A 13,578-nucleotide genomic window follows, 5' to 3' on the forward strand; every position below is an offset into this window, starting at 1 on the left:
CCCGAACACATGCTCGCGATCCCCGCACAGCTGCCCGACACCGTCGATGCAGTCCGCCCCGTCGGCGATCGCCGCGGCCAGGTCCGCGAACACCGCACCCGGGGCGTGCACCCACGGCCCCTTGTAGGTGTCGGCCAACACCGCCGTGACCTGCGCGGATAACCCGGTCAGGTCGGCCAGCTCCCGCAACAGCCCCATCCCGGCGTGCGACACCACCCCATGGCCGTCTGCCGATACTTTCACCCGCCGCGCTGCCGCGATACTCTTCACCTGCGAGGTGCCTATCCCTTGTGCGGACCGAACCTTAGACAAGTCGATCTTGCACTGCAGGACAGGCACTTTCGCGTATCAACACCCAGCTACATCAGCATCCCGCGAAAAATCCGGGCTAGCGGGAACGGGCCTGTCCCATTTGTAAAGAAACGAGATTGATCAAATCCCGTCTCGCGTGAGGCTCGGGGATAGATACTCCTGATCGTGCCTATTGCGCCGTCAATCCACGTCCACCCCGCTGGAACTCGCCGCAAGATTGCACAGCTCGCGGAGCACGTCGACGAAAACCTCCTCAGGCGGAAGGCGTTTGTCTGCCCACACCACAACGATTGCCGCAATTCACGTAACCCGGGTCACGTGTTTCTGCCCGGCACGATGAGCCATGTCGGGCGGCACTTCGATCTGTCCTTAGGGGACAAGCCGCTCCGGGTAGTGGTGGTCGGGCAGGAGGCCAAGGAAAGCAGAGTGACGCTGGACCAGCGATACATTGATGTCCACGACAGGACGGGCCTGGAGCGCCGCTACTACGCGGATAAGGACCACAAAGGTCGGAATCCGCACATGCGGGGCACCACCTCAGCACTCCGCGTCATCTTTGGCAAAGATCCGGGTGCCGATTTCGAGGGTGAGTGGGTTCATCCGCTGCGGGGCAAACCGTTCCACATTTTCGATGGATTCGCGCTAGTCAATCGGCTCTTGTGTTACGCCGGTCCCAAAAAAGGCGTCCAGGCCCGTCCGACGAAGACGATGCTCGACCACTGCAGAAACCACCTCGCAGCGACGCTATCGATTCTCAAACCCACAATCTTGATTCTCCAAGGCGGAAAAGCGGCTAGCGCGATCAACACGATCCTCACCCGCGTCACTGACGACAGCGGATTGGCCTACGAGGCACGCCTGGGCCGACAACGAATGGTCGTCTGCGCCTTCTCGCATCCTGCGGCGTACGGCGACCTCCGGTGGGGAGACCGACCGGACGCTCCCTACCTAACGGACGTGGTTGTCCCGACGTTGCGCGAAGCGGTACGCCGTTCGTGAGCCTCTTTGGCAGGACCCCCAGAACCGATGACCGCAGCGGAGCGGGCCTTGGGTGGGAATGTTCCCATTACTAGACATTCGGGACGCATCATTTCCTGCCTTGCCTCACCCGGCTCGTGCCCAGGTCGGAGTAGGCCGCACTTAGTGAATTCCTCTATCCTGCAGCGTCATTCGACCCTCAGGCAAGGCGGACCCGATCGGACTGGTCGTTCCGGCCGCCCGCTGGTCCCGCGATCCTGAAGCCATCGCGGCGATCCGCGCCTCAGGGGAGCGCGGGTGCTGTCGTGATGTCTTATTCAAGCGTGCCGAAGCGTCGGCGCAGCCGACTGTGCCGGTGGCCGAAGAGAACCGGTACCGCGATGCGGTACATCGCGCCGAATGGGACGACACGGCCCTGCCAGCTCAGTCGGTCGATCACTCGGCTTCCATTGGGCAGTGGCTCCACCCGCCGCTCGTGGAACCAGCGCGATTGCGTCATCATCGACGACTTCTCGAAGAAGCGATAGCCCGGGCCACGCTCGGCGATCACGAGGTCGTCGTAGTCGACTGGCAAAAACCCGAACAGCTTGATCCAGCTGCGGCCCACGCACTGATGAAGTGGGAGGTCGTCAATTCTCGCTCCGGCAAGGCCATCCGGAACACTCATCCGCACCAGAGGCATCAGTTCGAAGTTCACGCCGTCGATCGCGGTCACTTCACCCCAGACCACGTCAGCCGGCGTCGACAGCCGAGACTCAATCTCAAATTCGTGCACGTGATCCGTTATACGTGACGTAGGAACCGACGCGGCCACGGCGATGGGTGTCGACGCCGTGCTGATGGTTGAACGTGTCGGAACTGCCCCCTGCGCCAGCCCGCTGGCTGTTCTAGGGCTCCATGGCGGTTTCGACGACCGTCAATTCTTCGGAAATCCCTGCTGCGCTGCGGATCTCGATGAAGTCCTCGATCATCGCGTCGGTCAGTTCGTGCGGATCCTCGACCGTCCGGCCATCCGAGAGGACCGAGATATTGAGTTGGTCGACGTAGCTCCAGACAGTGATGTTGAGACCGCTGCCCGTCGTCAACGGACCGACCGAATAAATCTCGGTTACCAACGCGCCGCCGACCCGCGCGCGTTCCCGCGGTCCCGGCACATTGGAGATCGGAATGTTCATCACCTTGTTCTGACCGTCCTTGTGCGACAACCAGCGGAACATCGCCTCGGCGGGCGCCGGCGGGAAGTAGGCCGACCATCGACTGACCAGTTCCGGTCCGATCAGCTGGTTGCTCTCCTTGCCGGCTGCGGCGGCATCATGGGCGGCGTGCACACGGTCCAGTGGAGCCTTGAGGTCCACCGGCAGGCTGACCAGCACACCGGTGAAGTAGTTGCCGGATATGCGGTCCGCCGAGAAGTCGAAGCTGACGGGAACCGAGGCCAGCAAGGGATGCTCGGCTCTGCCGTCGTAGCGCAGCAGTAGCTGTCGTAGCGCCCCGGCCGATATGGCCAGAACCATGTCGTTGATCGTGACACCCAGAAGCTTGCCGGTCTTCTTCACGTCGTCCAACGACATGGTGGCGGTGGCGAATCGACGTGTCGCATCGACCATGTGGTTCATGAACGACGGGGGCGGGGTGAACGGGCGGGTCAGTTCCGGAGACATCTTGTGCGGGCTCTTCCGCACCCGGCGCACGCCCTGCACCGTGTACCGCACGACGGATGGCAGCCTGGCGATTTGACGTAAGTGATCAGTGAACGCCGAGCGCACGAGCTCACTCTTGGACGGTGCGGGATCCGTGGCATAGGAATCCCGTTGGTCCTGAGTGCCGTCGTGCGGATCCATTCCGCGTGCCAGCAGGTTCGCCGAGGCGACACCGTCGGCCAGGGCGTGGTGAATCTTGCCGAGCACCGCGATCCGGTCGTTGGCCAAACCCTCGATGAGGTACATCTCCCACAGCGGACGGCTGCGGTCCAGCGGCGTGCTCGCGATTCGGCCGACGGCTTCATCGAGTTGGCGGCGGCCGCCCGGTGAGTCCACCCGGTAGGGCCGAACGTGATATTCGAGGTCGACCTCGGAGTTTTCCCGCCACATCGGATGATGGAACTTGAACGGGATATCGATCAACTCGTAGCGGAACGGCTCGAGCTTATAAAGCCGACTCTGGATCACGTCGCGCAACTGCTCGACCCCGAACTTCGCGCCGCCTTCCTGCCTGAGTAGGTCGTCGAGTTGGATCACCGCCAGCTTCAGCGTATGCATGTGCACGGTGGGAGTCTCGCTGTACAGCAGTACAGCGTCCCACCCGCTAAGCCTCTTCACCGCAACACCACCTACCGGAGATGTTCTATATAACCTCTTTGGCCCCAGCGAGGCTCCTGTTTCGATGAATGTGGTTGAGGAACAAGCCGATTGCTGTTGCCGCGGAACCTGTTCGGGCCCCGTCCATCAGATCGAAGCCATGGCCGGCCCCAGGCAGTTCGACATACCCCACCGCCGAGCGGGACACACCGCTGAGGCGTTCGACGAAGCTGCGCGCCTGGGCGACCGGGATGACGCTGTCACCGGTGCCATGCACGACCAGGAAAGGCGGCGCGTCGGGGTGTATCCGTGCGATCGGGGAGGCCTGCCGAAACACGTGGGGGTGCTTGGCGATCTTGCGTCTGACGACGACGCCCTCCAGGAAGTCAACGAACCTCGCCCGCTCCACCGTCGACTTGTCCTCCCAGTCGTAGCGTCCGTAAATCCCGACAACGGCGTCTACCGAGGTATCCGAGCCTTCGGGGAGTTCTCCCTGCAAATCGGGATCGTTGGACGTCAGACCGGCCAGCGCGGCCAGGTGGCCGCCGGCCGAACACCCCGAGATCGTCACGAAGTTTCGATCTCCCCCGAACTTGTCGACGTTGGCTCGGGCCCACGCGATCGCCGCCTTGACATCCATGATGTGCGCTGGCCAGCGATGGTGCGGGGCGACCCGGTAGTCGATGGACAGACACACCCAACCCTTCTGGGCGAGATGCGACATCAACGCGTAACCCTGCAGCATGCGGCTACCGTGCACCCAGGCTCCGCCCGGAACGAACAACATGACGGGCGCGTGATGGTCGATGAGGTCGTCCCTGCGCCACACGTCGAGCAGCTGCGTCGGTTGCGGTCCGTACCGCACCGACGTGCGGTGCACACTGCGGCGCTGCTCCCGCATTTTCCAGAGCGGCGGAGTGCGCTCAGGTTGCGGCCACTCGATTTCGAGATCCTTGGCCGAGACTAGGCCGCGCAACGCCGCCTCGCTGACCGCATTGGCGCTCTCGCGTTCCTGCCGTTTGAGCTCGGTGTCGGCGGGAGCGAGTAACGACCGTGCGGTCGTACCGAGGAAGTCCGGTGCATGGCGTGACCCCCAGATCGCCGCGGCAGTCAACGCGCCCAGCGGCTTGAGGTGCTTCCCTATCACCGGCAGCGAAGCAGATGCCACGCTCAAAGCCAGCATGTGGTCGGCTGGACTGGCCCTCAGCAACCATTTCAGGCGGGCGCTCAGGGCGGGTCCGGAAGATTGGGCATCCGGCCGATCCGTCATTTCGCGAGAGTACCCCGCTACCGCAGAATCGAAGGACAATCTCGGCGAAGTTGTCTACTGGAGGCCGCCGCGCGATCCGCTGTGGCGCTAATCCCCAAAACTGGACGGATGCCCAATACTGGTCGGGTGCCCAATACTGAGGTCCATCCGGAGCTGCGACGTAGTGCTCGGCTGCTGCCGAAGCAGCTGATCACACCCCGCACGGTGCCGATCATTCGCGTGGCCGGCCGACTGCTGAGGCGGCATGACCCCGACGACCCCAAGGCCCCGGAGGTGCTCACCCTCCCTACAGGGGTCGAGGTTCGGCTGCACCGCCCCACGGGCCCAGCTGCTCCTGGACCGGCACTGCTGTGGCTCCACGGCGGCGGTTACGTCGTCGGCGACGCCGCCCAGGACGACGAGCTGTGCCGCAGGTTCGCCAGCGAGTTGGGCGCCACCATCGCGTCGGTGAACTATCGACTGGCCCCCGAGCATCCGTACCCGGCTCCTGTCGAAGACTGCTACGCGGCGCTGGCATGGCTGAAAGGGTTGCCGGCCGTTGATCCCGCCCGGGTGGCGATCGGCGGGGCCAGCGCCGGCGGCGGTCTGGCTGCCGCGCTGGCGCTGATCACCCGTGATCGCGGCGAGATCGCTCTGGCGGCACAACTTCTCGTCTATCCCATGCTCGATGACCGCACCGTGCTGCGCACCGATATCGATGATGCCGGGCACCGACTGTGGAACCAGTCGAGCAACGAGTTCGGCTGGCGTGCCTACCTGGGCGCCGCCGATCCGAATGTCGCCGTCCCGGCACGCCGCGACGATCTCGTCGGGCTGCCGCCGGCGTGGATCGGTGTCGGGACCCTGGATCTTTTTCACGACGAGGACCTCGCTTACGCCGAGCGGCTGCGAGCCGCCGGCGTGCCATGCGAAGTGATGGTGGTCGCGGGCGCTTTCCACGGTTTCGACGGAATCATGCCGAAAGCCTCTGTGTCACAGTCGTTTTTTGCCAGCCAGTGCGCGCTGCTGAAGACCGCGTTCACGCCTGGCCGACGCGAAGCGACGGAGTAACGGTCGGCCGAAAACCGTCATCTCCCCAAGCTGACCACCGGGTGGCTGGGGGCCGGATCTGAGGTCGGCCTGCCCAGTAAGAATCCCTGGGCGTAGTCGAATCCCAACGCTTGGACAAGGTCGAGTTGCCGGGCCGTTTCGATCCCCTCGGCAAGAACTTGGGTGCCCATGGCATCGGTCAGTTGTCTGATCCCGAGGAGAAAATGCTCGGTATGGTCGGCTTCCTGTGAATCTGCGGCGAGGCTGACAATCAAGCTACGGTCGATCTTGACGACGTCGATCGGCAGAGTTCGCAGGTTGTTCAATCCCGCATAGCCCGCCCCGAAATCGTCCAGCGCGATCTGGATCCCTTCCCGACGAAGTTCGGTCAGGGTCTTCATGATCTGGCTGCTCTCCGGAATTTCCACACTCTCTGTGAGCTCCACGATGATCGACCGGGGGTCGCGGCCGGCAGCGTCGACCGCCGCTAGGAGTTCGCCGGCAAACCCCGGGACGCAGAGGGTGAGTGCTGAACAGTTGACCGCCAAGTTGAGCCTGGGCTCCGCACCGATACGGGTCATTGCGTCTGTGCCCACCCACATGTCCAACTGGTGGATGAGCCCACTGACCTCGGCGGTGCTGATGAACTCGTGCGGTGGGATCAGGCCCTTTTCGGGGTGTTGCCAACGGACCAGTGCTTCGTAAGCGTGCACGGTGTGGTTCTCTTGGCCGAGCTTCCAGATCGGCTGGAAGTGAGTGACAAGTTGACCCGTGTCGATCGCTTCTCGTAACTCTTCGGTCTTCTGGCTTAATCCTTCGCGCCCGGCGCGGCGGGTCGCATACATATTCTGATCGGCTCGGGCCATGAACTCTTCACAATCCAGTAGCGACCCGTCGGCGACCGCGTACCCGATCGAGCACGAAGACTTCAGCGTCACTCCGGCGACTCTGATGGGGTCGCGCAAACACGCGTCAAGCCGTCTGGCCACGGCGTCCACCTCTGCCCGCGAGTAGCCGGTCAATAGCATCGCGAACTCGTCTCCGCCCACCCTCGCTACCCAGCCGCTGCCCTCTTTCGTGTTCCTGGTCAAACAATCCGCCACTGCGCACAGGAACCGGTCGCCCACCTGATGGCCGAACACGTCATTGATTCGTTTGAAGTCATCGACATCGATGAACAACACCGCGCACATCGACGGCGATCCGTCGTCGGCGGGCTTGTCCAGCGTGGCCTGAACATAGTCAAGGAAAGTTCGCCGGTTCAAGATTCCGGTGAGCACGTCCCGCTCCGCCAACTGGGAGAGTTCCAGATTCTTGTCTTGCAAACAACGTTGTGTTTCACGTTCGTGCGTAAGGTCGTTTACGTGGCCGAACAGCACCGTGCCACTGGCGAAGTCAACTCGGCCAATATCCCATTGAACCGGGATCGGTCTGCCATCGGAAGCTAGAAGAGCCGTCTCGAAAGAAGCATTCGGTTCATCGCCTGAAAACAGTTGCTCCAAGATTTCGAGGTCCTTAGAAACCCGATTCGGCTCGGAGACCGTCGCAACCGACTCAGCGCCGGCAATGGTTTGCGCGGGTTTGCCCAGCAGTGCCGAGAATGCCCGATTGACCTCCAGAAAATTGCCGGACCGGTCCAGGAGCGCGATCCCGACCGGAGAAAAATCGAATCCCAGCCGGTACAGGCGTTCACTCCTGTCAACGGCAATAGCGGCCTCACGCAACCGATCCTGGTCCAGTTGATCTGTTCGCCCCGCAAGGATCAACATCACCGCCCCGACCGCAACCGTCGACATCGATAGCCCCAACTGCTGACCCAAAGCCGCGTCCCCGGAAATAACATCCACAATCGTCCGAGCGAGCACAGAGACGATCGCCACCACGATAAGGAGCGCCGGCGTCCAGACGCGGGCGATCCGCCCGCCCGCCAGCGGCGACGCAAACAGCTTGGCCCAACCCCGATCGGTGGCCACCACCAGCAGAGCCACACCGAGCAGCAGATGCATCACCGAAGTGTTGAGCGCCATCCTGGTCGCCACCCCAACAACGTGCCCTGACATTGCCGGCACCTGCAACGCATAACCCAGAATGGCGACGGTCGCCACCGCGACCACCACCACGGCAAGCGCCTGCCGAACACCCGGGGCCTTGCGCAAGGTCAACAGGAGTCCTGCGGCCCCCAGGACGACCATGTCAACAGCGGTATTGGCACCCATCCGGCCGGGAAACGCCGTCGCCACGGTATGCAGGCGCTCCTGGGCCAACAACTCGTCGAGACCCGACCACGACGAACTCGTGACGTACTCGAGGAGCGTGCCCGCGCCGATCAACAGCACCACCGCCGCGGTCAACCCTGGCACCCACCGATTCCAGCCCCGAGCCACGCCGACGACCACGATTCCGGTCAACGCTATCCCGACCGCGGTGTTGGCCTTCATCGTGACCTGACCGGGAATCAGCGATGCGACCGAGGGCTGGTCCAGCCACCAACCCACCAGCAACACAACGACCCCGACGCCAAACGCCAACCACCCGATCACCTGCGCCAGGAACGTCATCCGGCCAGAGATCGTCGACCGGTTCGATTCCAAATCGGCCCACTGCGGAACGGAGACCGCCATTCAGGTGACGATACTTCTCGCAACCACAAACAATGGGGTTATCCGAAATCCAATGATCTGCCGTGCTGACCATGGCCCGCGAGCCGCGCCGGTTCAAAACAGCAGGGCAGTGAACCGCCAATCCAAGACTTGGCGATCCTCCTGAGAATCCGATCCGCTCGCGACGTAGACCGTCGAACTGAGCCGCACCACGCCGCCGCGCCCGGCTGGCAATTCCTCGGCGCCAACAATTCTGAGCTCGCTGTACAGCGTGTCGTTCTCGTGCACCGGGCCGGTGTGGTCGCACGCCTCCCAGGCCAGGACCGTGACGAGATTGGGCAACAGGCGAGTAGCCTGCGCCAGCGCAAGCCCGATAGTGTGCCCACCATAGACCAGCCTCTTGCCTGCAACCCTTGAATCATGATGGGTCGCAGCGATGTTCAACGAAAGTCGGGCAAGCTCCGGCGCGCTGCTCACCACGTCGGCCGAGCTTCGCGCCACGCTGCCGGTCAGCCCGAGATCGAAGTGGGGTCCGGGCACCCGGGCGCGGAACGCCGCGGCATCCCAGTCGGCGGTGGGATCGGCCGCCGGCCCGCCATCCACACCGATCTGCGAGAGGTCGTCGCCGTGGCCGGTGTGCGGAGCGTCAGCGCTGAGCGGCAGCATCGCACATCGGTGGAAGTCCAGCACCAACTGACCCGCGCCGTCGATGGTGGTCACCCGCAGGGCGGCCAGCCCGGTGCGAGCGCGGCCGGGTTTATCGGAGTTCTGCTTGAGCCCGACCACCTCGGTGCGGGTGAACAGCCGGTCGCCGAGGACGGGGAATCGGTGGAACCTCAACCCGCGATAGAACAGGTTGGCCTTCACCCGCTGCGTCACCAGCGTGGATTGACCGATCGCCACGTCGCACACCAGCCCCGGGTGCGCCAAAGGTGCGGGAGCTCCCGTCACGGCGGCCGTCAGTTCGGCGTCCAACGGCAATCGCAGACGATCCCCGATGATGGACTGGTGGGCGGCGGCCACGCCCGCTGTCAACGTCATCGACGGCGCACTGTCGAAGACTTGGCCTACCTGCAAGTCGTCGAAGTAGGGCCCACCAGCAATTTGGCCGTACAAAGTCACGGCTGGTTATGCTGGCATTAAGCTCGGTGTTGTGTCAACATCTGACGATTTGTGTGCAAATGGCCGGATATTTCGCCGGCTGGGAGAGACGCTGTGAACGCCGGGTTGAGCGACGAAGAGACCCTGCTGGTCGAGACGGTCCGGGCGTTCATCGACCGGGACGTGAAGCCCACCGTGCGCGACGTCGAGCACGCCAACACCTACCCCGAGGCGTGGATCGACCAGATGAAGCGCATCGGCATCTACGGGCTGGCTATCCCCGAAGACTACGGCGGCACCCCGGTGTCGACCCGGTGCTACGTCGAGGTCACCCAAGAGCTGTCCCGGGGCTGGATGAGCCTGGCCGGGGCGATGGGCGGACACACCGTGGTGGCCAAGCTGCTGACGCTGTTCGGCACCGACGAACAGAAGCAGCGATACCTGCCTGCGATGGCGACCGGGGCGACCCGCGCGACGATGGCACTGACCGAACCCGGTGGCGGATCCGACCTGCAGGCGATGACCACGACAGCGCGTGCCGACGGCGGGGAGTTGGTCATCAACGGCGCCAAGACCTGGATCACCAACGCGCGCCGGTCAGGCCTGATCGCGTTGCTGTGTAAGACCGACCCCGCCGCAAGTCCACCTCATCGGGGAATCTCGGTGGTGCTCGTCGAACACGGCCCCGGCATCACCGTCTCCCGCGACCTACCCAAACTGGGCTACAAGGGCGTCGAGTCGTGCGAACTGGCCTTCGATGACTACCGGGTGCCCGCCTCGGCGATCCTCGGCGAACAACCCGGCAAGGGCTTCGGCCAGATGATGAAAGGCCTTGAAACCGGGCGTATTCAGGTGGCGTCACGGGCGTTGGGGGTAGCGGCGGCCGCCCTTGAGGACGCGCTGGCCTACGCCCAGCAGCGCGAGAGCTTCGGTCAGCCGATCTGGAAGCACCAGGCCGTCGGCCACTACCTGGCCGACATGGCGACCAAGCTGACCGCGGCACGACAGCTGACCCTGCACGCAGCCGACCGCTATGACAGTGGGGAGCGCGCCGACATGGAGGCCGGCATGGCCAAACTGTTCGCCTCCGAAGTCGCCATGGAGATCGCGCTCAGCGCGGTCCGAATACACGGCGGGTACGGCTATTCGACGGAATACGACGTCGAACGCTACTTCCGGGATGCGCCGCTGATGATCGTCGGCGAAGGCACCAACGAGATCCAGCGCAATGTCATTGCCGCGCAACTGGTGGCGCGGGGCGGGATCTGAGGATGACTGGGCAGGTTCCCGCGTATCAGGCTCTGCGCGAACAGCTGCGCGGCGAGATCGCCGCGGGCCGGTATCGCGACGGCACCCGATTGCCCACCGAGTCCGAACTGGTTGTCCGCCATGGGCTCTCACGTCAGACAGTTCGTCGGGCCTTTCAGGACCTGGTCGCCGCCGGGATCGTCGTCCGGATACCGGGGCGCGGTAGCTACGCCAATGAGACAGGAACGCGTTACCTGCGCCAACTCGGATCGGTCCAGGACCTGATGAGCCTGTCCGACGACACCACGATGGAGGTGCTCGACGGACTGCGCCGCCGTGTGGATGTCGAGGCCGCGAGCCGACTGCAGTTGGATGGAGATGCGGTCTACACGGTGGTGTTCCGTCGGCTGCATGGCGGGATCGCTTTTGGCCACAGCACGGTTCACCTGCCGCCGACGGTGCCCGACACCGTGCTGACGTCACCGGATCTCGCGACGGGCGCGGTGAGCACCCACACCGTGATCGGACTGCTCGAACCGCACCTCGCGCAGCCGATCGCCGAGGCAGCCCAGTCGATTACGGTCAGCAGGGCAGCCGACATGGTGGGCGACGCGCTGGGCTGCCCCCCGGGCCATCCAATGCTGCGGGTGGACCGGCTCTACGCAGACGACGGCGGCCGCCCCGTCGAGCTGTCGGTGAGTCATTTTCTCCCCGAGCAGTACACCTACCGGGTGAAACTTCGGCGGTCGGGTTAGCGGGAGTACTTGGCTATCAGCTCCTGCTTGTACAGCTTGCCCGTGTCGGTACGGGGTAGCTGCGCCTCGAACGAGATCGACCTCGGGCATTTGTAGTGCGCCAGACGATCGCGCAGCCAATCAAGTAGCTCACGGCCAAACGCCGGGGTGCCATCGGCGGCCGTGACAGTCTGAACCACAGCCTTGACCTGCTGGCCCATCTCGTCGTCGGGAATGCCGAAGACCGCGGCGTCCATAACCTTTGGATGTGAGACCAGAAGGTTCTCGGCCTCCTGCGGATAAATGTTCACGCCCCCGGAGATAATCATGTGATGTCTGCGATCGGTCAGAAAGAGGTATCCGTCCTCATCGAGATAACCGATGTCGCCCACCGTCTTCCAGCCGCGCGAGTCGCGCGACGACGCAGTCTTGGCCGCATCGTTGAGGTATTCGAAATCGGCGCCGCCCTCGAAGTAGATCTCCCCGGACTGGCCCGCCGGTAGCTCGTTCCCTTCCTCGTCGAGGATGTGGACAGCACCGGCCATCGCCCGCCCGACCGACCCGGGGTGGTCCAGCCACTCCGCGGCGGTGATCAGCGTCGATCCGTGCGCTTCTGAAGAGGCGTAATACTCGTCGATGATCGGGCCCCACCAGTCCATCATCTGCTTCTTGATCTCCACCGGGCATGGGGCCGCCGCGTGCATTACCCGCTCGAGGCTGGATACGTCGTAGGACTTGCGCACGGTCGGTGGAAGTTTGAGCATTCGGGTGAACATCACCGGGACGAACTGGCCGTGTGTGACGCGGTGCCGGGCAATCGCATCCAGCGCCCCCTCGGCGTCGAACTTCTCCATCACCACGGTGGTGATGCCTCCGGCCTGCGTCTGCATCGACCACACCGACGGAGCGGTGTGATAGAGCGGCGCAGGACTGAGATACACCGCGCCAGGACGCATCCAGAAAGCCACCAAAGCGGCCATCAGGCCCGGGGCCTCCGATGGCGGTACGTGCGGCAGCGCGCGTTTGATGCCCTTCGGCCGGCCGGTGGTTCCCGACGAGTACTGCAGCAGGTCGCCCTCGATCTCATCAGATATCGGCGTATCAGGTTGGTCAACAACGCACTCGGGGTAGCTCTGCCAATCTTCGAGTTGGTTGGAGGGGCTGGTCGGCGACGATTCGACGCTGCCGGTGATGACTCGGACCGCGGGCAGGCCCTTGGGCAGCTCGGTGGCCAGCCCCGCCAGCGTCGCCGAAAGTTTCGCCGAGCCGACGATCGCCTTGGCGCTGCTGTTGTCGATGACGTAGGCGGCCTCGGCCGCGGTCAGGTGGGTGTTGATGGGCACGTAATAGAGCCCGGCGCGTCGCGCGGCCCACATCACCGCATGCATGTGCTCGTTGTTTTCCATCAGGATCGCGACCGCATCGCCCTCGACCAGACCAGCAGCCCGGAACAGATGCGCCAGACGATTCGCCCTGGCCTCCAATTCGCCGAACGTGACCACCGTTCCCGACGGATACATGATGATGGCCGGCTTGTCGGGGGTGGCAACGGCAGTGGCGCGGATCTGCATGCGCCGACTCTACGACGCGTGAACTTGACGGGTGTCAACAACCATCGGTGCGGCGTGCACCACCCTGCGCGAGCGCACGCAAATGCACGCCCTCAGCGGCGCGCCGGTGTGCAAACACGCGCGCTGGCGAAAAAAGGGTTAGTCCGCTTCGGCCAGGCGGGTCTTCAACGCGTCGAACTCGTCTTTGATGCCGGTCGGCAGTTTCTCGCCGACGAACTCGAACCACTCCTCGATGAGCGGAAGTTCCTTGCGCCACTCCTCGGCGCTCACGGTGAGCGCCTCATCAACATCAGCCGTCGCGACATCCAAACCGGACAGGTCCATGTCGGCGGCGGTCGGCACCGTACCGATGGGGGTGCTCTTCCCCTCTGCCCGGTGCTCGATGCGCTCGATGGCCCACTTCAGCACCCGGCTGTTCTCGCCGAATCCCGGCCACAG

Annotated in this window: 12 protein-coding genes; 4 read left to right on the plus strand and 8 right to left on the minus strand. The window is 64.0% G+C overall.

The annotated features are described in order from the left end of the window. Positions 1 to 270, minus strand: a 270-nt coding sequence (locus ACPGXI_RS16625; RefSeq protein ID WP_526654885.1) for a transposase, incomplete at its 3' end; no start/stop codon positions are given. Positions 271 to 630: 360 nt separating this feature from the next. Between ACPGXI_RS16625 and ACPGXI_RS16630 the strand changes: the two genes are divergently transcribed. Further along, entirely contained in the window at positions 631 to 1,311 is a 681-nt protein-coding gene (locus ACPGXI_RS16630) for a uracil-DNA glycosylase family protein (protein WP_526654887.1), read from the plus strand. A 292-nt stretch (positions 1,312 to 1,603) separates the two neighbouring features. On the opposite strand, the gene ACPGXI_RS16635 is transcribed toward ACPGXI_RS16630, so the two are convergent. The 3 genes from ACPGXI_RS16635 to ACPGXI_RS16645 form a co-directional block, all read right to left on the minus strand. Continuing rightward, positions 1,604 to 2,065, minus strand: coding sequence for an Rv1443c family protein (locus tag ACPGXI_RS16635; protein ID WP_526654889.1), 462 nt, complete (start codon positions 2,063 to 2,065; stop codon positions 1,604 to 1,606). Positions 2,066 to 2,177: 112 nt separating this feature from the next. Next, the gene (locus ACPGXI_RS16640; protein ID WP_526654891.1) at positions 2,178 to 3,608 is read right to left on the minus strand and encodes a WS/DGAT/MGAT family O-acyltransferase; all 1,431 of its coding nucleotides are present in this window, start codon (positions 3,606 to 3,608) and stop codon (positions 2,178 to 2,180) included. Between the two features lie 25 nt (positions 3,609 to 3,633). Next, complete coding sequence (locus ACPGXI_RS16645; RefSeq protein WP_526654893.1) at positions 3,634 to 4,857, minus strand: alpha/beta hydrolase; 1,224 nt, start codon at positions 4,855 to 4,857, stop codon at positions 3,634 to 3,636. 108 nt (positions 4,858 to 4,965) lie between these two features. On the opposite strand from ACPGXI_RS16645, the gene ACPGXI_RS16650 reads away from it, so the two are divergent. Next, positions 4,966 to 5,907 (plus strand): alpha/beta hydrolase, encoded by a 942-nt coding sequence (locus ACPGXI_RS16650; protein ID WP_526654895.1) that lies wholly within the window; start codon positions 4,966 to 4,968, stop codon positions 5,905 to 5,907. A 17-nt stretch (positions 5,908 to 5,924) separates the two neighbouring features. On the opposite strand, the gene ACPGXI_RS16655 is transcribed toward ACPGXI_RS16650, so the two are convergent. Together ACPGXI_RS16655 and ACPGXI_RS16660 are read right to left on the minus strand one after the other, a co-directional pair. Continuing rightward, positions 5,925 to 8,507: a putative bifunctional diguanylate cyclase/phosphodiesterase gene (locus ACPGXI_RS16655; protein WP_526654897.1), complete on the minus strand. Its 2,583-nt coding sequence runs from the start codon at positions 8,505 to 8,507 to the stop codon at positions 5,925 to 5,927. Between the two features lie 93 nt (positions 8,508 to 8,600). Then, positions 8,601 to 9,608, minus strand: a complete 1,008-nt coding sequence (locus tag ACPGXI_RS16660) for a MaoC family dehydratase (protein WP_526654899.1) — start codon at positions 9,606 to 9,608, stop codon at positions 8,601 to 8,603. 93 nt (positions 9,609 to 9,701) lie between these two features. Here ACPGXI_RS16660 and ACPGXI_RS16665 point away from each other — a divergent pair, with 93 nt between their 5' ends. Both ACPGXI_RS16665 and ACPGXI_RS16670 read left to right on the plus strand, forming a co-directional pair. Then, positions 9,702 to 10,856 (plus strand): acyl-CoA dehydrogenase family protein, encoded by a 1,155-nt coding sequence (locus tag ACPGXI_RS16665; RefSeq protein ID WP_526654901.1) that lies wholly within the window; start codon positions 9,702 to 9,704, stop codon positions 10,854 to 10,856. 2 nt (positions 10,857 to 10,858) lie between these two features. Then, positions 10,859 to 11,590, plus strand: coding sequence for a GntR family transcriptional regulator (locus ACPGXI_RS16670; RefSeq protein WP_526654903.1), 732 nt, complete (start codon positions 10,859 to 10,861; stop codon positions 11,588 to 11,590). Here the strand turns inward: ACPGXI_RS16670 and fadD4 are convergent. Together fadD4 and ACPGXI_RS16680 are read right to left on the minus strand one after the other, a co-directional pair. Then, on the minus strand, positions 11,587 to 13,140 hold the full coding sequence (gene fadD4 / locus ACPGXI_RS16675) for a fatty-acid--CoA ligase FadD4 (RefSeq protein WP_526654905.1): 1,554 nt from the start codon (positions 13,138 to 13,140) through the stop codon (positions 11,587 to 11,589). The two genes, ACPGXI_RS16670 and fadD4, sit on opposite strands and share 4 nt — an antisense overlap. 138 nt (positions 13,141 to 13,278) lie before the next feature. Further along, on the minus strand, positions 13,279 to 13,578 hold a 300-nt coding region (locus tag ACPGXI_RS16680; RefSeq protein WP_526654907.1), incomplete at its 5' end, for a phosphoenolpyruvate carboxykinase domain-containing protein.

The sequence above is a fragment of the Mycobacterium sp. genome (assembly GCF_049608025.1).
Taxonomy (GTDB): Bacteria; Actinomycetota; Actinomycetes; order Mycobacteriales; family Mycobacteriaceae; genus Mycobacterium.

Coding starts and splice junctions, on each gene's coding strand:
- ACPGXI_RS16645 (WP_526654893.1), bottom strand. CDS start 4,857: ATGACGGATCGGCCGGATGCCCAATCTTCCGGACCCGCCCTGAGCGCC.
- ACPGXI_RS16650 (WP_526654895.1), top strand. CDS start 4,966: ATGCCCAATACTGGTCGGGTGCCCAATACTGAGGTCCATCCGGAGCTG.
- ACPGXI_RS16655 (WP_526654897.1), bottom strand. CDS start 8,507: ATGGCGGTCTCCGTTCCGCAGTGGGCCGATTTGGAATCGAACCGGTCG.
- ACPGXI_RS16670 (WP_526654903.1), top strand. CDS start 10,859: ATGACTGGGCAGGTTCCCGCGTATCAGGCTCTGCGCGAACAGCTGCGC.
- fadD4 (WP_526654905.1), bottom strand. CDS start 13,140: ATGCAGATCCGCGCCACTGCCGTTGCCACCCCCGACAAGCCGGCCATC.